Annotated in this window: 23 protein-coding genes; 21 read left to right on the top strand and 2 right to left on the bottom strand. The window is 66.4% G+C overall.

Going from position 1 to position 23,087, the window contains the following annotated elements; genetic code table 11:
* The first annotated feature begins 215 nt into the window (after positions 1-215).
* From K8Z49_RS22990 to K8Z49_RS22960, 7 genes are all read left to right on the top strand, one after another.
* Positions 216-1,385, top strand: a complete 1,170-nt coding sequence (locus K8Z49_RS22990) for an epoxide hydrolase family protein (RefSeq protein ID WP_412520777.1) — start codon at positions 216-218, stop codon at positions 1,383-1,385.
* Positions 1,386-1,602: 217 nt separating this feature from the next.
* Positions 1,603-2,262, top strand: a complete 660-nt coding sequence (locus tag K8Z49_RS22985; protein ID WP_412521134.1) for an SDR family NAD(P)-dependent oxidoreductase — start codon at positions 1,603-1,605, stop codon at positions 2,260-2,262.
* Positions 2,263-2,508: 246 nt separating this feature from the next.
* A complete protein-coding gene (locus K8Z49_RS22980) occupies positions 2,509-3,042 on the top strand; it encodes a VOC family protein (RefSeq protein WP_412520775.1) in 534 nt (177 codons plus the stop codon).
* 38 nt (positions 3,043-3,080) lie between these two features.
* Complete coding sequence (locus tag K8Z49_RS22975) at positions 3,081-3,557, top strand: FAS1-like dehydratase domain-containing protein (protein WP_412520773.1); 477 nt, start codon at positions 3,081-3,083, stop codon at positions 3,555-3,557.
* Positions 3,554-3,970, top strand: a complete 417-nt coding sequence (locus K8Z49_RS22970; protein WP_412520771.1) for a MaoC family dehydratase — start codon at positions 3,554-3,556, stop codon at positions 3,968-3,970. Before K8Z49_RS22975 ends, K8Z49_RS22970 begins: the two co-directional genes overlap by 4 nt.
* A 220-nt stretch (positions 3,971-4,190) precedes the next feature.
* A complete protein-coding gene (locus K8Z49_RS22965; RefSeq protein WP_412520769.1) occupies positions 4,191-5,231 on the top strand; it encodes a hypothetical protein in 1,041 nt (346 codons plus the stop codon).
* A 249-nt stretch (positions 5,232-5,480) separates the two neighbouring features.
* On the top strand, positions 5,481-7,040 hold the full coding sequence (locus K8Z49_RS22960) for a class I adenylate-forming enzyme family protein (RefSeq protein ID WP_412520767.1): 1,560 nt from the start codon (positions 5,481-5,483) through the stop codon (positions 7,038-7,040).
* A 204-nt stretch (positions 7,041-7,244) separates the two neighbouring features.
* Here the strand turns inward: K8Z49_RS22960 and K8Z49_RS22955 are convergent, their stop codons facing one another.
* The gene (locus K8Z49_RS22955) at positions 7,245-8,060 is read right to left on the bottom strand and encodes an enoyl-CoA hydratase-related protein (protein ID WP_412520765.1); all 816 of its coding nucleotides are present in this window, start codon (positions 8,058-8,060) and stop codon (positions 7,245-7,247) included.
* A gap of 225 nt (positions 8,061-8,285) precedes the next feature.
* On the opposite strand from K8Z49_RS22955, the gene K8Z49_RS22950 reads away from it, so the two are divergent.
* A complete protein-coding gene (locus tag K8Z49_RS22950) occupies positions 8,286-9,158 on the top strand; it encodes a TIGR03619 family F420-dependent LLM class oxidoreductase (protein ID WP_412520763.1) in 873 nt (290 codons plus the stop codon).
* Positions 9,159-9,318: 160 nt separating this feature from the next.
* On the opposite strand, the gene K8Z49_RS22945 is transcribed toward K8Z49_RS22950, so the two are convergent.
* Positions 9,319-10,077 (bottom strand): SDR family NAD(P)-dependent oxidoreductase, encoded by a 759-nt coding sequence (locus K8Z49_RS22945; protein ID WP_412520761.1) that lies wholly within the window; start codon positions 10,075-10,077, stop codon positions 9,319-9,321.
* A 244-nt stretch (positions 10,078-10,321) separates the two neighbouring features.
* Between K8Z49_RS22945 and K8Z49_RS22940 the strand changes: the two genes are divergently transcribed.
* The 13 genes from K8Z49_RS22940 to K8Z49_RS22880 all read left to right on the top strand — a co-directional run bounded on the left by K8Z49_RS22940 (position 10,322) and on the right by K8Z49_RS22880 (position 23,079).
* Entirely contained in the window at positions 10,322-10,717 is a 396-nt protein-coding gene (locus tag K8Z49_RS22940) for an SRPBCC family protein (RefSeq protein WP_412520759.1), read from the top strand.
* Between the two features lie 27 nt (positions 10,718-10,744).
* Entirely contained in the window at positions 10,745-11,569 is an 825-nt protein-coding gene (locus tag K8Z49_RS22935; RefSeq protein WP_412521132.1) for an SDR family NAD(P)-dependent oxidoreductase, read from the top strand.
* Complete coding sequence (locus K8Z49_RS22930; RefSeq protein WP_412520757.1) at positions 11,566-12,666, top strand: CaiB/BaiF CoA transferase family protein; 1,101 nt, start codon at positions 11,566-11,568, stop codon at positions 12,664-12,666. The genes K8Z49_RS22935 and K8Z49_RS22930 overlap by 4 nt, the downstream gene beginning before the upstream one ends.
* A 68-nt stretch (positions 12,667-12,734) precedes the next feature.
* Positions 12,735-13,715: an NADPH:quinone oxidoreductase family protein gene (locus tag K8Z49_RS22925; RefSeq protein WP_412520755.1), complete on the top strand. Its 981-nt coding sequence runs from the start codon at positions 12,735-12,737 to the stop codon at positions 13,713-13,715.
* Between the two features lie 11 nt (positions 13,716-13,726).
* Positions 13,727-14,755, top strand: coding sequence for a zinc-binding dehydrogenase (locus K8Z49_RS22920; protein WP_412521130.1), 1,029 nt, complete (start codon positions 13,727-13,729; stop codon positions 14,753-14,755).
* Positions 14,756-14,917: 162 nt separating this feature from the next.
* Positions 14,918-15,979 carry a phosphotransferase family protein gene (locus K8Z49_RS22915; RefSeq protein ID WP_412520754.1) on the top strand — a complete coding sequence of 354 codons (1,062 nt, stop codon included), beginning with the start codon at positions 14,918-14,920 and terminating at the stop codon, positions 15,977-15,979.
* Between the two features lie 71 nt (positions 15,980-16,050).
* Complete coding sequence (locus K8Z49_RS22910; protein WP_412520752.1) at positions 16,051-17,313, top strand: acyl-CoA dehydrogenase family protein; 1,263 nt, start codon at positions 16,051-16,053, stop codon at positions 17,311-17,313.
* 461 nt (positions 17,314-17,774) lie between these two features.
* Complete coding sequence (locus K8Z49_RS22905) at positions 17,775-18,302, top strand: aromatic-ring-hydroxylating dioxygenase subunit beta (RefSeq protein WP_412520750.1); 528 nt, start codon at positions 17,775-17,777, stop codon at positions 18,300-18,302.
* A complete protein-coding gene (locus K8Z49_RS22900; protein ID WP_412520748.1) occupies positions 18,299-19,111 on the top strand; it encodes an SDR family NAD(P)-dependent oxidoreductase in 813 nt (270 codons plus the stop codon). Before K8Z49_RS22905 ends, K8Z49_RS22900 begins: the two co-directional genes overlap by 4 nt.
* 153 nt (positions 19,112-19,264) lie before the next feature.
* Complete coding sequence (locus K8Z49_RS22895) at positions 19,265-19,987, top strand: dienelactone hydrolase family protein (RefSeq protein WP_412520746.1); 723 nt, start codon at positions 19,265-19,267, stop codon at positions 19,985-19,987.
* Positions 19,988-20,020: 33 nt separating this feature from the next.
* Positions 20,021-21,343, top strand: coding sequence for an aromatic ring-hydroxylating oxygenase subunit alpha (locus K8Z49_RS22890; protein WP_412520744.1), 1,323 nt, complete (start codon positions 20,021-20,023; stop codon positions 21,341-21,343).
* Between the two features lie 162 nt (positions 21,344-21,505).
* Complete coding sequence (locus tag K8Z49_RS22885; protein WP_412520742.1) at positions 21,506-21,817, top strand: non-heme iron oxygenase ferredoxin subunit; 312 nt, start codon at positions 21,506-21,508, stop codon at positions 21,815-21,817.
* Between the two features lie 71 nt (positions 21,818-21,888).
* On the top strand, positions 21,889-23,079 hold the full coding sequence (locus K8Z49_RS22880) for an FAD-dependent oxidoreductase (RefSeq protein WP_412520741.1): 1,191 nt from the start codon (positions 21,889-21,891) through the stop codon (positions 23,077-23,079).
* Positions 23,080-23,087: the final 8 nt, after the last annotated feature.

Genomic DNA, 23,087 nt, shown 5'->3' with positions numbered 1-23,087 from the left:
GGGAGGTGCGGGCTCCATGTCGGTCCGCCTGTCCGACGCCCGGCAACCGATGGCGTGCGAGATCGACCGCAGCGTCTCTGCGCCCGGAACCGTCCTTGCTGCCAGGCGCATGCGTACGGCAGCCCACCCGTTCCGTCGGATGGAATTTGCCTTTCGCCACCTGGGCGTAGGTCATAGCGTTGTCTCACTTCACAACACCTCGCAGGGGGAGCGCGATGACGATCGAGCCGTTCGAGTTCGTGGTGTCACCGGTCGAGGTGGACAAGGTCCTTGAGCGTGTGCTCAACTTCGACTGGTCGCTGGTCCCCGACCTGGGGTGGGCCGCGGGCATCGAGCGAGGATTCCTTCAGCGAGTGTGCGAACACTGGGCGACGGAGTGGTCGTGGTCCACTGCGCACGAGCGGTTGTTGCGACACCGCCACTTCACGGCACAGGTCGACGGCCAGACCGTGCAGTTCGTCCATGAGCTGCCGGACGAGCGCGTCTCGCCGGTGCCCATCCTGCTGCTCCACGGATGGCCGGCGAGCTATCACGAATACGATCGGGTCGTCGATCGACTGACGACCGCCGGATATGAGGTCATCGTGCCCTCGTTGCCCGGCTACGCCTTTTCCTCACCACTCGTCGAGCCCAGCGGGCCACGAGCGATCGCGGCACAGCTGAACCACCTGATGACCGAGCATCTGGGATTCGACCGCTACGTCGCGCACGGCGGTGACATCGGTGCAGCGGTGGCCGGCTGGCTGGGCTGCGATCACGCGCAGTCATGCGTAGCGGTGCACGTGAACCTTCTGTTCCGACTGCTCGAGGGATCCACACCGACGACTCCGGAGGAGCTGGCCTGGGCCGAGCGCCGCCAGAAAGCGGCGTGGGACGGGATGGGATATCACCACCAGCAGACCACCAGACCGGTTACGCTCGGCATCGGGCTCTCCGACAGCCCCGTCGGTACCGCGGCCTGGATGCTCGAGAAGTACGTCGCCTGGTCTCAGCTCGCCGTGCCCGAGGACATTGAGGACGTGCTCTCCCTCGACGAGCTCGTCGACATCGTGATGCTCTACATCCTGACCGGGACCATCGCCAGCTCGACGATGACGTACTACGGGTCGGCCTCCGAGCCCAGCGGCTTCCCCCATCGTCTCGAGGTTCCGGTGGGGTACGCGCACTTCCACGAAGCCATCGGCTTTCCCCCGCCGCTCTCACTCGTCGAACAGGCCTACCCCATCGTGCAATGGTTGCCCATGGAGCGCGGCGGTCACTTCCCGGCCTATGAGGCGCCCGACCTGCTGGCCGGGGCAGTTCTCACCTTCAGGGATCACCCCTCGGTCGTCGCTGCCACTGGGGATGCACCGCGGAGGGCAGCAGGCCGAGACTCGACATCGTAGGCCAAGTGCGGCGGTGACCCCCGTCATCGGTCGCTCGAGGACCTGCCGGTCGGCCGACCCTCCGGACGAAACAGGAGAGGACATCGATGCCAGGACGTGTGCAGGACAAGGTCGTTGTGGTCACTGGCGCCGCTCGGGGTCAGGGGCGCACCGACGCCGAGTAGCTGGCGCGGGAGGGTGCCGAGGTATGGCTGACCGACGTGCTCGATGATGAGGGATCGTCGGTCACAGAGTCCTGGGACGGTCCCGGCGCAATGTACTACCGGCATCTGGACTTCCCCTCGAGCAGGACTGGGCGTCTCTGCGCGACGAGCTCGCGGACCGCTATGGACGGGTGGACGCCGTCGTGAACAACGCCGGCGTCGCCTCGCGTCACCGGTTGCCCGACGTCAGTGTTGCCGATCTCAACGCGTGCTTCGCGGTGAACCTGACCGGTGCACTGATCGGAATCCAGACCCTTCTGCGTCTCATGCCTTCGGGCAGCTCGATCGTCAACGTCGTGTCCCTGGCCGGCCTGGGCGGGTTCCTGTCGGCGCCGTACACGATCAGCAAGTGGGCGCTGCGCGGTTTGAACAGGGCTGCATCGCTCGAGTTCGGCGACCGTGGAATTCGCGTCAACGGCATCTTCCCCGGCCTGATCGACACACCCATCCACGCCCCCGCGACGCGAGAGTTCCTCGAAGCCGCAGTCCTCGACACCCCATTGGGCAGGCTCGGGACCGCGGACGAGATCGCCCCGCTCGTGGTGTACCTGGTTTCCGACGAGTCGAGCTTCGTCAGCGGGGCCGAGATCACGGTTGATGGCGGCCTGTCTGCGCACGTGTCGAGCAAGCGTATGACCGACACCATCAAGGCGGCAGCGGCGGGAACGTCCTGAACGCCATCTCCCGCCAACGGGTTCCCCGGGAGTGGCCGATGGCCTGCGGGCCCCGCGTCCTCCCTGGCCGTTCGATCCGCGTTGCCGACTTGCGAGCGAGAGCCTGCTCGGCCGCCGAGCATCCTGCGCGCCGGCGTCCGATCACCGGTAGTCGTGTGTTGCGGACGGCCGGGGAGCCTGCGCCGCGCGTTCCGGCCGATGGACCGCGGCTGCCGAGACGGTCGAGTCGCTATTAGATTCCCGACAATGAAGCCCTCCTTGCCGCCGCTCACCGTCGTCCAGAACGCCTACGTTGTCGAGGACATTCTCGACGCATGCCAGCGGTTCCACGAGCTGTACCGGACCGGACCGTTCATGTTCATGGACGTCCATCCGATGCACGACGTGCTGTACCGAGGTAAGCCGCAGGAGGTGGTCACTCAGGTGGCATTCGCACAGGCCGGCGAGCTGATGGTGGAGCTGATCTGTCAGCACTCCGACGGTCCCTCGGCCTATCGAGACGTCTATGCCAAAGGTGAACAAGGTTTTCACCACATCGCGGCATTCTCTGCCGACTACTACGCCGAGCTTGCCCAGTACGCCGCCGCAGGCTACGAGGTGGTCATGGAGATGGCGGTGCAAGACGACCGCGTCGCCTACATCGACACGCGGGCCACGACGGGACACATGCTCGAGCTGTATCCCGAGAGCGATGCCCTCCGGGACATCTATGCGAAGGTGCGCGAGGCAGCCCAGCAGTGGGACGGCGAAGAGCTGATCATCCCCTACGACATTCACTGATCCGCGGCGACGCGATCGTTCAAGGAGACGCGGGGTCCATGTCCATCGGACGTTTTCCTATCGAAGCAGGGCAGGTTCTCACATTCGTGCAGGCGATTGGCGACGAGAACCCGGTGTACCGCGTGGCGGACGCCGCGCTCGAAGCGGGGCTCGGCGCCGTCGCTGCTCCACCGACGTTCGTGCAGGCCAGCGCCCACTACGACCCCGACTATCCGCTACGTCCGCACCCGGACGCCCCCTGGTTCGGCTCTGCATCGGGATCTGGCGTCAAGGACGAGCGGAGGTACGGCGTCCTGCACGCCGAGCAGCACTTCGTCTATCACCGACCTCTGGTGGTCGGTGACGTGCTGACTGCCGACGTCACAGAGGGAGCCACTTGGGAGAAGGACGGCAGGCGAGGCGGCAGATTGGTCTTCTCGGAAACCATCACCGTCTATCGCGACACGCAGGGTGCGCCGGTCGTCACGGCCAGGCTGGTGGGCGTTCGCACCGAGAATCAGCCGGAGACGAAATGACATTCCCCCGTTTCGCGGTCGGCGACCGCTTCGTCGCCGAGGTGGTCACGGACCTGACCCGCACCCAGATCGTCCAGTACGCCGGCGCGTCCGGTGACTTCAATCCGCTGCACTCCGACGAACGCTTCGCGACGGAGGTGGCCGGATTCCCCACAGTCTTCGCCCACGGCATGTTGACCATGGCACTCACCGGGAGGGTGGTCACCGACACCTTCGGGATCGCCAACCTGACCAGCTTCGGAGGACGATTCCGCGCGCAGGTGTGGCCTGGCGACACCCTGACCTCGACGATGACCGTGCTCTCGGTGGAACCTGAGGGGGAAGCGGCTGTGGTCACTGCGACGGTGAGCACCGTGAACCAGGACGGTACCGAGGTCTTCACGGCGACCGCGACAGCGACCGCTCGAGCGTGAACCAGCCAGCTCCGCGTCGGATGAGGTGGTCGGGTCGATATCCGCAGGTGAGCCCAGCGGCTCGGCTCTGATCTTCCGGACCCTGGAGACGAACCCGCACGGGCGTGCCAGCCAACAGAACGAGGTGTGGACGACCACGGCTCCCTCGGTGAACACTCGGCGGACGAGGTGTCGTCGATCGAGCGGAGACTGTGCTGTGGGAGATGTACTGGGTCTCGGAATGACCCACTACCCGTTGTTGCTCGCCAAGGACGAGTACATGGCTGCGCTGCTCAAGTCGTCGATGCAGGACCCCGATATTCCCGCAGCGGCGAAGGACCCGACCCTCTGGTCGGAGCTCGCCAAGCAGGAGTGGGGCGATGACAGCGGCGTCGCCGCGGCCGCGGGCCATCGCGCGGCGTTGCGCAAGGACCTCGACCGCTGCCGGGCGGCCTTGGACGAGTTCGCGCCGGACGTCCTGATCGTGTGGGGTGACGATCAGTACGAGAACTTCCGTGAGGAGGTGATCCCCTCGTTCTGCGTGCTCGCCTACGAGGACACGAAGGTCGACCCGTTCGGCGTTCTGGGCCGGATGGGCCTGCCGAACGCCTGGGGCCTGCCGGACGGGCAGAGCTTCACGATGCAGGGCGCGCCGGAGCCGGCGAAGAAGCTGGCCGGCGATCTCATTACCTCCGGCATCGATGTCGCCTACTCCTACGAGCCACGTCCGGGCATCAATTTTCCGCACGCGTTCGCCAACACACAGATCTTTCTCGACTTCGACAACGTCGGCAGGCGATTCCCGTACCCGATCATCCCGATCGCGGTGAACTGCTACGGCGAGCACGTGATCGCCCGCCGCGGCGGGATCGCGCCCTTTGCCGAGATCAACGCTCACGAGGACACCGACCCGCCGGGGCCCACTCCACTGCGATGCTTCCAGCTGGGGCAGGCGGTCGGCAGGTCAGTGCGCGAGGGAGACAAGCGGGTGGCGCTCGTCGCCTCCTCGAGTTGGTCACACGCCTTCCTCTACGACAAGGGCTGGCACATGCGTCCAGACACCGAGTCGGACGTCAAACTGTACGAGGCGATGCTGGCGGGCGACTTCGACGCGTGGACCTCGGTCACCACCCGTGAGATCGTTGATGCAGGCCAGCACGAGATGCTCAACTGGTTCTGCCTTCTCGGTGCCGTGCATGAGCTCGGGCTCACACTCGAGTGGAGCGATCTGGTGGTGACCGAGATCTTCAACTCGAACAAGGCGTTCGCGATCTACAGGTAGGAACCCGCCCGGTCGACGGGGACTCCGCGTGCGGTGGACCCCGGCCCGTGCTCGACAAGTGTCGGCGCAACCGGATGGCGTTCGCTCAGCGTCGATGGACCTTGCGCCGGTACCGCCGCCTGCCGGGACAGCTCCGACGTCGGTTCCGGCCAGTAAAACGCCGGTCCTCGTGGCGATGGATGCCTCGTTACCTTCGTGTGGCCCGGCGGTAGTGGTCCGGCTGGGTGTCGTCAACGAAGGGCCGGCTCCGTGCATCTACAGCGCAACGTGTTCACCCTCCTGGACAACACCGCGTCGACGTCGGCGGGCAGCCGCCCAGCCGTCGGCTTCGAGGGGACGACCACGAGCTTCGTCGAGTTGCGTGATCGGGCACTGACCGTCGCCGCCGGCCTGCAGAAGAACGGTGTGCAGGCCGGTGACCATGTGGCTGTGATGCTCGGGAACCGGCTCGAGTGGGTCGAGGTGTTCTTCGCCCTGGCCCGGCTCGGCGCAGTATGTGTGCCGGTGAACGTCCTGCTGACCGGCAACGAGATCGCGCACGTGTGCCGGGACAGCGGTGCGCGGACTCTGGTCGTCGATGAGATCGGCAATCGGGCGATCGCCGGCCTCGAACACGAGTTCGCGCTCGTCGTCGTGGTGGGCGCCGAGACGTCGGTGCCGCCCACGCAGGCCGTGGTCGAGTACGCGGCGTTGGCGGACACCGAGGTCTCACTCCTGACCCAGCCGGGACCGGACCTCGACGACACGTTCATCCTGTACTACAGCTCGGGGACCACCGGCCTGCCCAAAGCAGCTGTGCACACACACAACGGCGTCCTGTGGAACATGGCCGGCCAGGTAGTGACGCTGCAGCTCACCCCGGACATCCGCTATGCCGTCATCCCTTCCCTGTCCTGGGCGGCCGGATTCCACAACCTGATGCTCGGGTTGGTCGCGGTCGGCGGATACTGCGAGCTCCGTCGCACCGGGTCGGCGGATGCACACAGCATCGTGGACTTTATCGTCGACCACGACATCACCCACGTTATGCTGGTCCCAAGCCTTCTGCGCGGGCTCGCCGCGCGCCCGGACCTGATGGACCGTCTCGATTCCAGTTCGCTGCGTTGGGTGGTCACGGGCGCCGAGCCCGTGCCGCGTGCGGTCCTGGACGTTTGCGTCAAGGCGATGTCGGCCGTCGCGATCTGCCAGGGTTACGGACTGTCCGAGTTCCCGACGATCGCGACGGTCCTCCAACCGCACGAGGTCGCCGACCATGAAGGCGGCGCTGGACGGCCGGTCGCGTTCACCTCGCTCGCGATCCGGGACGACAACGGTGTGATCGGACACAGCGGGCGCGGCGAACTGTTGATTCGATCCCCTTCGTCGATGCGCGGTTACTTCGGCAATCCGGACCAGACCGAGAAGGCCTTCCGTGACGGATGGCTGCACACGGGGGACCTCGTCGACCTCTCGGAGGACGGTCACATCACCGTGGTGGGCCGGACCAAGGACATGATCATTTCCGGCGGCCTCAACATCTACCCGAAGGAGGTCGAGGACATCCTGCACCGCCTGCCCGGTGTCGCTGAGGCAGCGGTCGTGGGTGTTCCGGATGAACGCTTCGGAGAGGCCGCGGTCGCAGTGATCGTGACGTCGGGCGACGAGTTCGACGAGGACGTGGTGCGAGAAACCTGTCGCGCCCAGCTGGCGTCTTACAAGCGCCCGCGCGAGGTGCTGATCCACGATCATCCCTTGCCGCGAAGCGCGAACGCCAAGCTGCTCAAGCGCGAGCTGCGGGTGTGGGCTGCCGACCAGCTGGCCACGAAGTAGCTGTTGAGCTTCTCGGCTCGCGGGCCGACCTGCCAGCGCCGGACTTGTCGCCGCAGCCGATTCGTGTCCCCGACGGTCCCGATCGGCACCGTTGAGGACGCCGTTGTAGGACGCCGCTGTGGTTGCCCATCGACGGCGGACCGCGTCGGTGAGGAGCCGAGGCTGGGGCTCTTCACCGACGCGGTCGACGGCAGCCGGTGGCTGTCAGGAATCCGTGGAGAGGGCGAACGACGCCCTCGCGTCGAAGCGTGAAGGCAGGTCGGCGAATGCTGCGGGGCGGTTCTCGAGATAGCTGATGAATCCCTCGCGGAAGTCGCCGTCTCCCTGGCTGGCCAAGGTTGCCCGTTCGCCGGCGTCCGCCAATGCCTCGGCCAGGCTGCGGTCGGAGTCCTCGAGCAGTTGACGCTTGATCGTCGCCATTGCTCCCGGAGCACAGTTCTCCGCGGCGTCCAGCGCCCAGGAACGGGCCAGGGACATCAGATCGCCCGGCTCGACCACGCGGTTGACGAGGCCCATCCTCTCGGCCTCGTCAGTGCCGAACTTGCGGCCGGACAACAAGATGTCGCTGGCGTGTCCGTAGCCGACGATCTTCGGCAGTGTCCAGGACAGGCCCCGCTCTGCCGGCAGGCCACGGCGCGCGAAGGCGGTGGAGAAGTTCGCTCCGCGCGCCGCGAACCTGACGTCGCAGGTCGCGGCGAAGACCAGCCCGAGGCCGGCGCATGCGCCGTTGATCGCTGCCACGACCGGCTTGCGTACCCGCAGGGCGAAGGCTTCCATCGGCCGTGGAATGCTGCCTGCCCACCCGTACCCCTCGATGACCCCCTTCGCGTACGCAGCGTCGCCGCCGACGCAGAAGGTCTTGCCTGCGCCGGTGATGACGATTGCTCGCACCGCGGGGTCCTCGTCGGCCCGCGTCAGCAGGTCGACGAACTCGGCCTCGGTATCGGGGTTCTGCGCGTTCGCCACCTCGGGCCGGTTGAACGTGATCGTTGCGATTCGATCTGCGACGTCCCAACGCACTGCTGCCGACACTGGCGTACCCCTGTCTTCCGGTTAGTTGGAACAACCATATGGAGCGCTGCGGGCGGTCACGCGACCCGTTCCAGCAGACAGACCACTTCCCAGATCAGCTGCCGGTGCCCCGACGCTTCCGACCACTGGAACCGATGTGGCTGTGTGGACCGGGGTACCCGACCATGGCAACAGAAGATGATCCCCACAAGCCCGACGAGCGAAGGGTGTTCGATGCGCATAGGCGTGGTGCAACTGATCGACGGCGGACCAGGACGGGGTCTCGACTTCATCCGGGAGTCCGCCGTGGCGGTGGAGGAGCGCGGCTTCGCCTCCTACTGGGCCCCGGACCATGTCCTCTTCTTCGACGAGATCGAGTCGACGTACCCTTACAACGAGTCCGGCAAGGCGATCGTCAACCAGAAGCAGGGCTTCCTCGAGCCGCTGCTCCTCCTTGCGGCAGCGGCGACCGCAACGACGCGCGTCCGTCTCGGGACGTCCGTGGAAGTGGTGCCGCTGCGGCACCCGGTCGAGCGTTCGAAGCAGGTCGCAACTCTCGACATCCTCAGCGGCGGCCGATTCGACTACGGTGTGGGGCTCGGCTGGATGAAGGAGGAGTTCGATGCCTGCGGCATCGACTTCGCGACCAGGGGCAGGCGAACCGACGAGTTCCTCGCTGCCTGCAAGGCCTTGTGGGAGAGCGAGACCTCGAACTTCGAGGGCGAGTTCTTCCACTTCCAGAACGCGCTCGCCTACCCCAAGCCGGCTCAGTCACCCCACCCGCCCATCCTGGTGGGGGGTGTGTCGCGACCTGCACTGCGCCGCGCAGCGAAGCACGACGGCTGGTACGGCTGGAACCTGACGATCGACGAGCTCGACTCGGCGTTGTCGACCCTGGACGGCGAGCTCGAGTCGCAAGGCCGTAAGCGAGGGGACGGGTACCTCATCTACCTGGGTATGCAGATCGGGCGCAAGACCGGCCCGGTGGACGAGTACGCGGACCAGCTGCGTGAGCGTGGGGTCGATCAGTTCATCCTGGGTCTTCCGTTGTCCCCCACCACGCTGCATTCTCGACTGGACGACTTCGTCCCACTGCTGGGGGCGTGACACGCCGCGGGACCCGCGCCCTTGCCGTTCTGAGCCGGCCGTTCTGAGCCGCTGCGGCCTCAGTCGCGGCAGCTCAGGACGGCAAGGGCGATCGCCCTGCTGCACCCGTTCCGGCCTTTCCTGCGGCTACGCGGCTCACTTGCCGTCAGCCACTCCGGACCTACGCTCCGAGGCCGCCGTCGACGAGGAGCTCAGACCCGGCGCAGTACGCACTGAGGTCCGAGATGAAGAAGTGGACCGCGCGTGCGATGTCGATGGGTTCGGCGAGACGCCGCATCGGAATGGCATTGGCGATGAGCGCGACACGATCTGGCACGGGGTCGTCGGACTGGGGCCGGACCATCGGGGTGTCCGTGATTCCGGGGAGAACGGTGTTGACCCTCACCCCCTCGGGAGCGAGGGCCACGGCCGCCACTCGGGAAAGGCCGCGAACGCCCCACTTGCTGCTCACATAGGCAATATCCGTGCTCCGGGTCGAAGGTACTGCACCCGCAGAGGAGATATTCACGATACTGCCGCGTCCATTGTCACGCATGTGCTCGCCGAGGACCTGGGTCCCCAGCGCAGTTCCTACTTGATTCACCGCTACGACCTGCGTGAACTTGTACCCGTCGGGCTCAGTGAATGGGTATTTGGTCATTATCCCGGCCGCGTTCACGAGTCCGTAGATGCTCCCGTGCCGATCCACGGCCGCGGCCAGGTTGGCCTGCCAGTCCTCCAGCCTGGTCACATCGTGGTGCAGATACGTACCGTTGGTCTCCTCGGCCACAGTTACACCGGCCTCGTCCTGAATGTCCAGGACGACCAGGGTGTAGCGATGGGATGCGAGGTGGCGAACGACGGCCGCACCGATGCCGCTTGCACCACCTGTCACCATCACGACACCCGGAGTACGAGAATCAACATCGCTGGTGCTCATCAGGGCCCTTCATCCACGGACGGTTCCGCCGAAAGTCACACGGCGCGAAACTCATCGCAACGTAGCGGCTCACGCTAGACCGACTGGCTGGAGCCGGGATTCCTCGTTCCGTCCCCCGGAACGTTGTCGGGTCGAGCCGCGGTGCAGTGCCAGGCTGGGTGAGATACGTAGCCTCGAGCCGTGTGGTTGCCGTTGTCACGCGACCATCGGCGTCCCCGGGAGCGGCCATATGAGTCAGTCCGTCATGGAGTCGATCACGCTGCAGGCTGCTCCGGATCGCGTCTGGCAGGTGGTGAGCGACGTCGCGAATGTGGCTTCGTGGACGCCGGGTGTGAAGTCGAGCTGGGTCGAGGGCGACGTACGCCACGTCGAACTCCTCCGTGGCGGGCCCAACGCACGCGAGCGAATCCTCGGTGTCGACGACGCCACGCGAACCCTCACCTACGAGTACCTGGACGGCGGCCTTCCGGTGACGCACTACGCCGCCGAGATCGTCGTCCAACAAACTGACCACGGCACCACGGTGGTCTGGACGGGGCAGCTCTCGGCAGAGTCGGAGCAGGCCGAGAACAAGCTCGCCCCAGTCATCGCCGGCATGTACGCGGCTGCACTCCAATCGCTCGCCGAGCGGGTCCGATAGTTCTGCCCCTGAGGCGGGCCCGTGACCATGGGCGGAAAGTCGCCCCGCGCGGCGGCTTTCGGGCCCGTTCGGGGCGATGGCAAGGCGCAGGTGGAGGAACAGATGCAGATGGACGAGCTCAAGGGCAAGGTCGTGCTGGTGACGGGTGGGAGCAGGGGAATGGGCGAGGCCATGGTCCGCGGCTTCGCCCGTCATGGGGCCAGCCCGGTCATCGCCAGTCGAAAGCTCGAGAAATGTGTCGAGCTGGCAGACCGTGTCAGCAGTGAGTTCGGAGTGCGCACGCTCCCGGTCGCGGTCAACGTCAGCAACTGGTCGCAGTGCGACGACCTGGTCGACCAGGTCTACGATGAGTTCGGGCGCGTCGACGTCCTCGTCAACAACGCCGGCCTCTCGCCCCTCTACCCCAGCGTGGCGGAGGTGTCCGAGCAGTTCTTCGACAAGGTGATCGCGGTGAACCTGAGGGGGCCGTTCCGGCTCACCGCCAACATCGGCACCCGAATGGCTGCGGCGGAGGGCGGTTCGGTGATCAACATCGGTTCCATCGAGGCGATCCGTCCCCACCCGAGAGCCTTGCCGTACGCCGCTGCAAAAGGGGCACTGCATGTGCTCACGGAGGGCTTCGCCAAGACCTTTGGGCCGAAGGTGCGGGTCAACACGATCCAGGCCGGCCCGTTCCTCACCGACATCTCGACCAACTGGCCAGCGGGGCTGCGGGAGGAGATGGAGAACCACGTGGCGCTCGGCCGCTGCGCAGACGCCGACGAGATCGTCGGGGCAGCGTTGTACTTCGCGACGTCAGCGTCGTCGTTCGTCACCGGTTCCTGCCTTCGGGTCGACGGGGGCTGGCAGTGACGGGCGGGCCGCTGGCCGGGTTGCGGGTCGTCGAGTTGGCTGGCATCGGGCCCGGCCCGCACGCTGCTATGCAACTCTCGGATCTCGGTGCGGACGTCGTGCGAGTCGTTCGCCCCGACACACCGGTCGACGATCTCGCGCCGGGCCTGTACACCCAGCGGGGACGCACGTCCGTCGTCGCCGACCTCAAGCGGTTCGATGATCAGGCCATGGTGGTCGAGATGATCGGCCTCAGCGATGTGCTCATCGAAGGACTGCGTCCCGGGACGACCGAACGACTGGGGCTCGGCCCCGACGACATGACTGCCCGCAATCCGCGGCTGGTCTACGCACGGATGACCGGGTGGGGCCAGGACGGTCCACTGGCGCACACCGCAGGGCACGACATCAACTACATCTCCACGACCGGCGCCCTGCACGCGGTCGGCACCGAGGACGCTCCGCTTCCGCCGCTGAACCTGGTCGGTGACTACGGAGGGGGCTCCATGTATCTCATGGTCGGCATCTTGGCCGCACTCTGGGAACGGGAACGCTCCGGCAAGGGACAGGTCGTCGACGCCGCCATGATCGACGGGGTGGCAGGACTGCTGGTACCGATCCTCGAGCTACGTTCGCGCGGGATATGGAACGACGACCGTGCGAACAACATTCTGGACGGCTACGCCCCCTTCTACCGCACCTATCGCTGCCTCGACGGGCGGTACGTCGCGGTCGGGTCCATCGAGCCACAGTTCTACGCGTTGCTGGTCGCCGGCCTTGGGCTCGATCCCGCGGTCCTCCCCAACCAGAACGACCGATCGGCTTGGCCCGACCTGTCTCGGACGTTCGCAGCGGTCTTCCTGACACGAACACGTGACGAGTGGGCCGAGCACTTCGCCGGATCCGACGCTTGTGTGACACCGGTACTCACGTTCGCGGAAGCACCGGCCCACCCCCAAGCCGTCGCCCGTGGGTTCCTCGTCGACTCCGCCGTCGGCGTGACGGCCGCCCCGGCGCCTCGGTTCTCGCGTTCTCAGCCGTGCTGGACCAGCGGCCCCTCGGGCGGCACCGGTACGGCGCTGGACGTGGTCCGCCGCTGGACGGCGCGAACCTCCTGATGGGCCGCGGGTTCCGAGCGCTGGAATGCCCACAGTCCGTCCGCGGACGCAATGCCTAGATTCGGGGGATGCGAGCGCAGGAACTCCGGAGGCTGGCCGGCCCCGACGGGCTGGAGCTCGTCGAGATCCCGGATCCGCCCGAGAATGGTCGGGATGTGGTCATTGACGTCCGCGCAGCGGGAGTCAGCTTTCCCGAGCTGCTCTACACCTACGGCAAGTACCAGGATCGGAGGGAGCCGCCGTTCGTGCCCGGGGTCGAGGTCGCCGGGGTGGTGCACTGGGCACCTCCGGAGGTGCCAGTCACCGTGGGAGACCGGGTCGCCGCCTGCACGTTCTTCGGGGGCTTCGCCGAGCGGGCGACCGCCAGTCCCGACTTCACCTTCCGGCTGGCCGACGAGCTGAGCTTCGAGCAGGGCGCCGCACTGGTGCTGAACTACCAGACCGCCCACTTCTGCCTGTCCCACCGCGGTCGGGTTGCATCGGGCGAGACAGTCCTGGTCCACGGCGCAGCGGGGGGCGTCGGCACCGCGGCCCTGCAGGTACTCGCCGGACTCGACGCACAGCCCATCGCGGTGGTCAGCTCGGTGACCAAGCGCGACTTCGTGCTCGCTCACATGCCGGACGTCCCGGTCGTCCTCCTGCGCACGGGATGGACGGATGAGGTCCGTGACCTGACCGATGGACGTGGCGTGGATGCGGTCTTCGATCCGGTGGGGGGTGATCGGTTCACCGTCAGCCTGCGCGTGCTCGCTCAGGAAGGGCGGGTGATCGTCGTGGGTTTTGCCGACGGGCAGATCCCTTCCGTGAAGGTGAACAGGTTGCTGTTGCGCAACGTCGGTGTCGTGGGCGCGGCCTGGGGGCCGTTCGTGCAGGCCGATCCCCGGGTGGCCCGGGGGATCGGTGATGCTCTCGCAGACATGGGGCGCCGCGGCCTGGTCGCGCCCGTCGTGGGATCCCGGTTCCAGCTCGCTGAAGCCGCCGACGCGCTGCGTGAGGTGGAGCGCAGGACATCGCTGGGCAAGGTTGTCCTGCAGGTCCCACCGCGGTGAGCCGTCCGACGATGCGGGCCGTCCGGTTCGACGCGACGAGCGGGGACGTTGGCGTTGTCGACGTACCGAGGGCCCGTCCGGCGGCCGGGGAGGTACTCGTGAGGGTCGCAGCGACCGCAGTGGGACGGCTTGATCTCGACGTGATCAGTGGGCGGGTCCCCACTCACGTGCCCGGCCGGACCGAGATCGTCCCGGGCCACGAGGTCGCGGGCCGCGTCGCCGCCCCTGGCGCCGGCGTCGACGGATGGCCGTTGAACCGACGGGTGGTGGTCCATCCGATCGTGAGCTCACGCTCCGCCGAGCACGTGCTGGGCCTGGACCGGGACGGTGGTTGGGCGGCCTATGTCGCCGTACCGTCGTCCCGCCTCGTCCCTCTTCCGACCTCCATCAGCTTCGAACACGCCGCCGTCCTTCCGAGCACTGTTGCGACGCCGTGGAGTGCGCTGACCGGGCCGGCAGGCCCGCGACCGGGTGACTCGCTCGGTGTATGGGGGATCGGCGGGCTGGGCGCGCACGCGGTACAGCTAGGCCGTCTCATCGGAGCGGCACCAGTGGTCGCGGTGGACCCCCGGGCCGCCGCGAGGGATCTGGCCATCGCCGCCGGTGCGGATGTCGTGCTGGAACCCGGGTCGGAGACCTTCGGCGCAGAGTTGGCTGCAGCAGCACCTGGCGGAGTAGATGTCGCTCTGGAGGCATCGGGGGACCCTGCGGCCGGGGCGCAGGCTCTCGAGGTGCTCGGCCGAAACGGACGGCTGATCCTACTCGCGATGACCGGTATGAGCTTGACGATCGACGACCACACGGCCTTGGGATCACGGCGCCGACAGGTTGTGGGCCATTTCGGTTCGCGCGTGGACGATCTCGCGAACCTCGTGCGGCTGACTGCCCTCGGACGCATCGATCTCTCGCGGTCGGTCGCCTCGGTGTACTCACTGGATGAGAGCATGAACGCTGTGGACACGGCCCTACGAAACTGGCCCACAACCGGACGTTTGGTACTGAGACCGGAGGCAGCACCACCGCGCTTCCCGTCAGCGTGAACGTCCTATAGGTCCGGGGGTGGCGTCCGAGCGAGCGGCGGCACCGTTTCCGGCCCGCGGAATGCGCCGTGCGCGCGAGAAGCCACATCCGAGAGCATCGGAAGCTCACCCCGGTGGTCGACACGTCCACAACGTTCGCACGCCCGACGAGGAGCTTGAGAGATGACCGCCTCCGGGCCAGAAGATCCGGCCCTCGACCGTGCCGCTATTCGTCGATGGATGGACGAACAAGAACTCGGCTCCGGACCGCTCTCCACGTTCGAGCCGTTGAGCGGGGGCACTCAGAACGTCATGGTGGCGTTCGAGCGAGCAGGTCGGCGGTACGTACTACGGCGAGGCCCGAAGCACCTCCGGCCCCGCAGCAACAGGAACATCAGCCGAGAGATCACGCTGCTCGCGTCCCTCGCCTCAACGAGTGTTCCGCATGCCCGCCTGATCGCTGCATGTGAGGACCCCACCGTGCTGCACGGCGCGATCTTCTACCTGATGGAGCCTGTTGACGGCTTCAACGCACGGGTCGCGCTTCCGGACCGGTGGGAGCACGACATCGCGATCCGACATCGGGCCGGACTGGCGCTTGTCGAGGCTCTCGCCACCTTGGGCGCCGTCGACCACGAACGGGTCGGTCTGGGCGGGTTCGGCAAGCCTGACAACTTCCTGGAGCGCCAGGTCGACCGCTGGATGGGTGAGCTCGATAGCTACTCGACACTGCCGGGCTACGCGGGGCCGGAGATCGACGGACTTGACCGCGTCGCGGCGTGGCTCACGGACAATCGTCCGAGTAGCTGGTCACCCGGCATCCTGCACGGCGACTACCACGTTGCCAACGTGATGTTCAGGCCCGACCGGGGGGAGGTCGCCGCGATCGTCGACTGGGAGATGTCGACGATCGGCGACCCCGTTCTCGACCTCGGACAGCTCATTGCTGTTTGGCCCGAAGGCTCCGGGACTGACCTGATCGGGTCGGCCCTGGCTCGTGCCGGTGGTCTCCCGGCAGCAGACGAGCTCGTCGTCCACTACGGCGAGCGGTCGGCCCGGGACCTCTCGGCCATTGACTGGTATGTCGTCCTCGGGTGCTTCAAGCTCGGCATAGTGCTCGAAGGTACCTACGCAAGAGCGCAGGCCGGTAAGGCTGACCCCGCGACCGGCATGGCCCTGCACGCCACCACGCTGGCTCTCTTCGCCCGGGCTCGCCAGCGCATCAGCGGACGATCACAAGCCTGAGGCGATGTCCCCGGGTTCCCGGACACCACGTCAGATGCATACGTCATCTGCAGCCGAGACGGAGGCCGAGTTTGTTCGACACCACCCCACGCACAGCCGAGCTCATGAAGGTCCTGACCGATTTCCTCGAGGAGGACGTCTACCCCCGCGAGGCACTGTACGAGGAGCAGGTGGCCGCGGCCGGTCCCGAACGACAGCAGCCACCGGTGATGGAGGAGCTGAAGCGCAAGGCTCGTAGTCTCGGCCTCTGGAACTTCTTCCTTCCCCATAACGAGGAAGGGCACGAACCCCTCACCAACAGCGAGTACGCTCCACTCGCCGAATTGTCGGGCAGGAGCCTCCATCTCGCCCCCGAGGCGATGAACTGCTCGGCGCCGGACACGGGCAACATGGAACTGCTCTCCATGTTCGGGACGCCCGAGCAGAAGGAGCGCTGGCTCGTGCCGTTGATGAACGGCGAGATCCGCTCGGCCTACGTGATGACCGAACCTCAGGTCGCGTCGTCGGACGCATCAAACATCGAGACGTCGATTGTTCGTGAGGGTGACGAGTGGGTCATCAACGGGCGGAAATGGTGGATCTCCGGGGTGAACCGGGCCAACTGCGGTCTCCTCATCCTGATGGGCATCACATCTGCGGACGGAGCGCGCCACGAGCGGCACAGCATGGTCCTCGTGCCGAGGGACACGCCGGGTATCACGGTGAAGCGAGACCTCACCGTGATGGGCTACAACCCATTCGAATCCCACGTGGAGATGACCTTCGAGGATGTCCGAGTACCCGTCGGAAATCTGCTCGGTGAGGCGGGCGCCGGCTTTGCGATGTCGCAGGCACGACTCGGACCCGGCCGCATCCATCACTGCATGCGGCTCATTGGTGCGTGCGAGCGAGCTCTCGAGCTCATGCTCCATCGGGCCACGACACGATCGACCTTCGGGACACGACTCATCGACCAGGGTGTCATCCGCGAATGGGTCGCCGACGCGCGCATCGAGATAGACCAGGCGCGCCTCTACACCCTCTACACCGCCCATCTCATGGACACGGCGGGAAATCGTCAGGCTGCCAGCCAGATCTCGGGAATCAAGGTGGCCGTGCCGAGCATGGCAGGCCGGGTACTCGACAGAGCGATGCAGATCCACGGCGCGGCCGGCCTCAGCGCCGATTTCCCTCTCGCCCGGATGTGGACAGAGAGCCGGATCATCCGTTTCGCCGACGGTCCCGACGAGGTGCACCGCCGGGCGGTGGCCCGAACCGAGATGCGACGCTTCGCCGCAGCGATGTCGCCACGGCCGACAGGGCTACTCGCCCATCTGAAGCAGGCCGGCGGATAAGGACTCTTACGGCGATCGGCGTCAGTGCCGGCAATCCTCACAGGCAGGCAGCCGCAGGAAGACAAGGACGCTTGAGAACGAACCGGGGAAGAGATTATGACACCTGCTGTGGACGCGTTGCAGCGGCAGGAGGATCGGACGGGTGCAGGATCTCGGGACGGGAGTTGCGCGCCGCAGGGTGCTCCGGGCGTGACGACTCGCGCATGGTCCCTCTCGGCAACCGCTCGCCGAGCCAGGCGCGGACTGATACGGACAGGTTGAGCTAGGACGTCGGCGATACATCCGGAACAGTCTCGTCGCGACCAGCGCTTCTGCCCGCTGGGGTGGTGGTCCGTGTCCGAGTGTGACGGCACCATCTCCGAGTCGCGCGAACGAGCGGGTGCCTCTGCCGTTCCGGGCCGCGGAACGCGGTCTGGCGCGTGTTCGGGCCCAGTAGCAGTGTGCGTCCACCGGAAGGGGACATGATGACCGTGGAAGACGTGGCCCGAACAGGCAGCAAAAATGCCGAGCAGTTGACGATCAGGAACTCCGTCGAGGAGTTCCTGATCGACGAGGCCGAACTGCTGGACACCTGGCGACTGCACGAATGGCTCGGCCTCTTCACGACGGGTGCCCGATATCTGGTGCCCGCAACCGATCTTCCGGACGGGGATCCGACGGTCGATCTCTTCCTCGTCCAGGACGACCGCTTTCTTCTCGAGCAGAGGGTGAACTCCCTGCTGACCCGCTCCGCCCATGCCGAGTATCCGCATTCTCGCACCCGTCGACTCATCACGAATCTCAAGGTCTCTGCAGACGGGGACGACCAGGTCCACGTCCGTGCGAACTTCGCGATCTTCCGGGTGCGCAACGGAGTGCTCGACACCTATATGGGCCAGTACCGGCATGTGCTCGAGCGGGAGGGTGACAGCTTCAAGTTCCTCGTGCGCAAGTCGGTGCTCGATCTCGATGCCCTGCGTCCGCAGGGGAAGGTGAGCATCATCCTGTGAGGCCACTAGCGGACCGGGTCGCCGTGGTCACCGGAGCGAGCCCCAACATAGGGGGGGTCCTGGCGCGGGGCCTAGCCTCCGCGGGCGCACGGGTGGTGTGCACGGACGTCGCCGACGATGTGGCGAAGGCCTGCGCCGACCGAATCCGTTCCGAGGGCGGCGAGGCTCTTGCGGTCGTCGGTGACGTGACCGACGAGTCGCACGCCGACGACGTGGTGGCCCAGACCCTCGATCGGTTCGGCCGGGTGGATGTTCTCCTCAACAATGCTGTCTCGTTCAACCGCAAAGGCCTGTTCGACATGCCCCTCGACCAGTATCGGCGGCAGATCGACATCATCCTCGGCGGGTCCTTCCTCTTCACCAGGGCGGCTGCGCGCGCGATGGTCGACGCGGGGATCGGCGGGAGCATCATCAACGTGCTCTCCACTGCTGCCTGGCAGGGCGAGCCCGGAAACATCGCCTACAGCACTGCGAAAAGCGGAATGATCAACTTCACGCGGTCGGCAGCGATGGAACTCGCGGAGCACGGCATCCGGGTCAACGGTTTCACGCCCACCGCCACCCAGCCGCAGGATCCGGAAGTGATCGCTCGGATGGTTGCGGCACTTCAGGAGCCCACGAAGTTCCCGATGGACTTCTACTCCCAGTTCCCCATGGACCGGCTGCCCTCGCCCGAGGACTATGTGGGAACGGTCGTCTTCCTCGCATCGGACGACTCTCGGATGATCACTGGCAGCAACATCACGGTCGATGGGGGGGCAACGGCGAAGTACTGGCCGTGGGCTCCACAGCGGGCGCACCGGCCCTGACGCACGGCACGCCGCCGGTCCGTAGATGTGAAGGACTCGGCGGCCGGTTCCGGTCGTCGAAACAGTCGCTGCCGGTCCAGCAGGAGCAGGACAGACTCGACCTGTCGGCCGGCAACCTCGGTCGGCCGTGCAGTGCAGGATCAGGAGGCTGAGGTGGAGGAGAAGGTTCGCGTCCAGCCCCGTTCGACAGAGGTCGTTCTGGGTGAGCGAACGGTGCCGATCCACACCCTGTGGCTGGGAGGCATACCTCGTGGCGCGGTCCTGATCTTGCTTGATGCGGACAGCACCGACTACGACCGCACGGAGGCCATGAACAAGGTGGCGGCCCACGGTTATGAATCGGTCGCCGCAACGCATCTCCGTGACAGCAAGGCCGAATGGGGCGACACGCTGGTCGATGTCCTCGTTACTCGGCTGGCAGAACGTGGTTGGTCCGAGGAGCAGATCGGAATAGTCGGATTCGGCACGGGGGGATCGGCGGCTTTGTTCGCGGCAGGTCGTGTGCCCCTTGGTGGTGCGGTCAGCGTTGCACCGACGGGGATGCCTGCTCTGCTCATGGAAGGCGACCGCGTGAGCCGGCTGAGCCTGCGGGCTCCCTGGCTGGGCCTGCTCGCCTCGGGGGACGGGCCAGCATCAGGGGAGTGGCCGGTGGTCCTGACGTCCGCTCTGATGTCTCGGACACGCGTCTACAGCGAGGTCGTTCAGTACCCTGACGTCGGCGAGGACTTCTACCGCGACTCGCACGAGCCGCCCGTCCACGCGGCTGCGTTCGACAGTTGGCAGCGAATCATCGAGTGGCTGGACGCCATGGTGGCCCCCCGCCCTACTCCGCTCGCCACGGCCTGGCGGCTGCGTTACGCGGCCAGCGTTCACTAGCCCGCGCACATACCGAGAGATGGAGTCGTGCAGATGTCGCACTTCGTTGACGACGACCGTGAGATGCCACGCTTCCGGGTCAACCGGGCAGCCATGACCGACCCCGAGGTCTTCGCCCGTGAACGCGAGGAGATCTTCGACAAGGTGTGGCTCTATGTCGGCCACGAAACCGAGTTGAAGAAGAACAACGACTTCAAGACCCGTCGGGTCGCGGGGCGTCCTGTCATCTTCGGACGGGATTCCAAGGGGTCGATCCGGGTGTGGATCAACTCGTGCCCCCACCGCGGAGCGATGCTGTGCCGCGAGGGCAAGGGCAACGCACGCTTCATCACGTGCTTCTACCATGGCTGGTCGTTCTCCTCGAGTGGCGAGATGGTCTCCATGCCGGACGACGCGTCCTACGGGCCGGACTTCGAGCGCCCGCGGCTTGCCTCACCGGCACACGTCGACTCGTACCGGGGGTTCGTCTTCGTCAGCTTCAACCCCAACGTCCAGGACCTGCCGTCGTACCTGGCCGGCGCGAAGGAGTACCTCGACCTGGTGGCAGACCAGTCCGAGGTCGGCATGGAGGTCCTGGAGGGCACGCACGAGTACTCGGTGCGCGCGAACTGGAAGCTCCTGGTCGAGAACAGTTACGACGGTTACCACGCAATCACCACCCATCAGCGGTACTTCGAGATGGTGGTGGCCGCACGCGGCAGCCTCGACACCGCCGCGATGGCCGAGTCCCGAGGGATAGCCCTCGGCAACGGCCATGCTGTCGGTGTCGGCGGACCAGGAACGGATGCCGTCTTCGGGAGGCCGCTGTCCGAGGACGCGAAGGCTGAGAGGAACGCTCGTTTCGAGCGCCTTCGAAAGAAGCTCGGAGACGCCTGGGTCGACCGGCTGAGCGGGTCGCGAAACCTCGTCATCTTTCCCAACCTGGTCGTAATCGACCTCGTGATGGGCGTGGTCATTCGGAAGATCGATCCTGTCTCCCATGACTACATGGAGGTCTCGGCCTGGGAACTTGCACCTCCGGAGGAGGGAGCAGAGCTGAGGCGCCAGCGGCTCGACAACTTCCTCACGTTCTGGGGTCCGGGCGGCCTGGCGTCACCGGATGACGTCGAGGCACTGGAAACCTGCCAGAGGAGCTTCGCCGCGCGGAAGGAGCTGGCCTGGTCCGACATCTCACGCGGGATGCACAAGCCGGTGGCCACCACGAACGACGAACTTCAGATGCGCACCTGGTGGCGACAGTGGAACAAGATCATGACCGGGGAGGAGCTGCCCCCCGAGCCCCATCAGAGGTTGACTCCGTTCTACGCGGGCCAGCGCCAGCCGCAGGTCGAGACGCCGGTCGCGGGCGCCACCTGAGCCGTCGTCGCCGGCTGGACGGACGAGCGGAAGAACCGGCTCGGTCTCACCCGCCGAGCCGGTTCTTCCGGGTCAACAGCACGCCGCTTGAAGCGGGCGCGGACACGTGCGGAAGACAGTGCCCCTGAGCCCCTGCCCGGCCACAATGGAGGTCTCAACCAGATGGAACGCCGGTTCGCCTGCCTCGAGAGTGATCTGGGCCCTGGTGCGTCAATGACCCTCGACTGGGACCCGCCCGTGGCGTTGTTCCGGACCGAGGACGGCAGTTTGTACGCCACGGCAGACACTTGCACGCACGAGCAGTGGTCGCTCGGCGCGGACAGCGATCTGGAGGGCAACGAGGTGGAGTGCCCGCTGCACATGGCCCGCTTCGACATTCGGACCGGAGAGGCACTGTGCTTCCCGGCGACGGTGGCTCTCCGGACGTACTCGGTCGAGGTCGACCCCGATTCGAAGGTGTACATCCTCATCTGACAGCTCGCATGTCGTTCCAATGGTCGGCACCGCCGCTTTCCCGATTGCCCGGAGCGGTCGACACTCAAAGCGTGGCGATCGTGATCGTGGGCGCATCCGTGGCGGGTATCCGTACCGTGCAAGCCCTGCGCAAGCTGGGCAGCGAAGCGGACATCACCGTTATTGGTGAGGAGCCCCACCACCCGTACGACAAGCCGCCTCTTTCGAAAGAGATGCTCCTGCGCAGTGGTGCACCTGGAGCCGTCCCACTACTGACGGTCGACGAGCTGGCCGCACTCGACGTCGACCTGCGGCTCCGCGCACGCGCCGTGGCGCTCGATCCGGACCAGCGGGTGGTGAGAACTGCTGACGGGGGTGCGGTCCACTACGACGAGTTGGTTATCGCGACGGGTGCCACACCCCGGACTCTCCCGTTCGAGACCCCGAATGGGGTACACACCATCCGCACCGCCGACGATGCGACAGCGCTGAGGGACGCCATGGGCAGTTGTCCTCGTGTCACCGTCGTCGGTGCAGGCTTCGTCGGAGCCGAGTTCGCCTCTGCCGCGCACGACCTCGGCTGTGCCGTGACGATCGTCGAGAAGCAGCGGGTGCCGATGGCTCACATCCTGGGTCCGGAGGTGGGCGCGGTGCTGGCCGACCTGCACCGAGCGAACGGCGTCGATCTGCACACGAACGTCACACTCCGCCGTCTCGATGCCAACGCCGACGGCTCGGTCACTGGCGCAGTGCTCGACGACGGTCGGGTGCTGCCCGCCGACCTCGTCGTCGTCGGGATCGGTGTTTGCGCCGCCACGGATTGGCTGATCGGCTCGGGCTTGCCGATCGAGGACGGGGTGGACTGTGACGATCGCTTGCGGGTGGTGGGTCATCACCACATTCACGCGGCCGGCGACGTCGCACGATGGCCACATCCGCTCTACGACAACGCTCGGCTACGCATCGAACACTGGACGAACGCGAACGAGCACGCGGCGGTCGTTGCCGCCGACATTCTCGGGCTGCCGCCACCGGCCACGCAACTGCCGTACGTCTGGTCCGACCAGTACGGCCACCGCATTCAGATCGTCGGCCGCCCCGGTATCGGCAGCCTGGCACGACGCCACGGTGACGCGCACACGGGGCTGACGGCGCTGTACGCCGACTCGAACGGTGTTGCGGTCGGGGCCGTGGTGGTGGACGACCCCCGCAGCTTCATGAGGATCCGTAGAGCCATCAGCAAGGGGTCGACAGTCGAAGGCATCGACGTCCCCGCCGCCTGACCGGAGTC

Source organism: Actinomadura madurae (assembly GCF_047130825.1).
Classification (GTDB): domain Bacteria; phylum Actinomycetota; class Actinomycetes; order Streptosporangiales; family Streptosporangiaceae; genus Spirillospora; species Spirillospora madurae.
This window is presented reverse-complemented; position numbering and strand designations above follow the sequence as displayed.

Bases quoted from the DNA above. Each gene is read 5' to 3' on its own strand.
- K8Z49_RS22990 (WP_412520777.1), top strand. From the start codon at position 216: ATGACGATCGAGCCGTTCGAGTTCGTGGTGTCACCGGTCGAGGTGGAC.
- K8Z49_RS22980 (WP_412520775.1), top strand. From the start codon at position 2,509: ATGAAGCCCTCCTTGCCGCCGCTCACCGTCGTCCAGAACGCCTACGTT.
- K8Z49_RS22975 (WP_412520773.1), top strand. From the start codon at position 3,081: ATGTCCATCGGACGTTTTCCTATCGAAGCAGGGCAGGTTCTCACATTC.
- K8Z49_RS22970 (WP_412520771.1), top strand. From the start codon at position 3,554: ATGACATTCCCCCGTTTCGCGGTCGGCGACCGCTTCGTCGCCGAGGTG.
- K8Z49_RS22965 (WP_412520769.1), top strand. From the start codon at position 4,191: ATGACCCACTACCCGTTGTTGCTCGCCAAGGACGAGTACATGGCTGCG.
- K8Z49_RS22950 (WP_412520763.1), top strand. From the start codon at position 8,286: ATGCGCATAGGCGTGGTGCAACTGATCGACGGCGGACCAGGACGGGGT.
- K8Z49_RS22945 (WP_412520761.1), bottom strand. From the start codon at position 10,077: ATGAGCACCAGCGATGTTGATTCTCGTACTCCGGGTGTCGTGATGGTG.
- K8Z49_RS22940 (WP_412520759.1), top strand. From the start codon at position 10,322: ATGGAGTCGATCACGCTGCAGGCTGCTCCGGATCGCGTCTGGCAGGTG.
- K8Z49_RS22935 (WP_412521132.1), top strand. From the start codon at position 10,745: ATGGGCGGAAAGTCGCCCCGCGCGGCGGCTTTCGGGCCCGTTCGGGGC.
- K8Z49_RS22925 (WP_412520755.1), top strand. From the start codon at position 12,735: ATGCGAGCGCAGGAACTCCGGAGGCTGGCCGGCCCCGACGGGCTGGAG.
- K8Z49_RS22920 (WP_412521130.1), top strand. From the start codon at position 13,727: ATGCGGGCCGTCCGGTTCGACGCGACGAGCGGGGACGTTGGCGTTGTC.
- K8Z49_RS22915 (WP_412520754.1), top strand. From the start codon at position 14,918: ATGACCGCCTCCGGGCCAGAAGATCCGGCCCTCGACCGTGCCGCTATT.
- K8Z49_RS22905 (WP_412520750.1), top strand. From the start codon at position 17,775: ATGATGACCGTGGAAGACGTGGCCCGAACAGGCAGCAAAAATGCCGAG.
- K8Z49_RS22890 (WP_412520744.1), top strand. From the start codon at position 20,021: ATGTCGCACTTCGTTGACGACGACCGTGAGATGCCACGCTTCCGGGTC.
- K8Z49_RS22885 (WP_412520742.1), top strand. From the start codon at position 21,506: ATGGAACGCCGGTTCGCCTGCCTCGAGAGTGATCTGGGCCCTGGTGCG.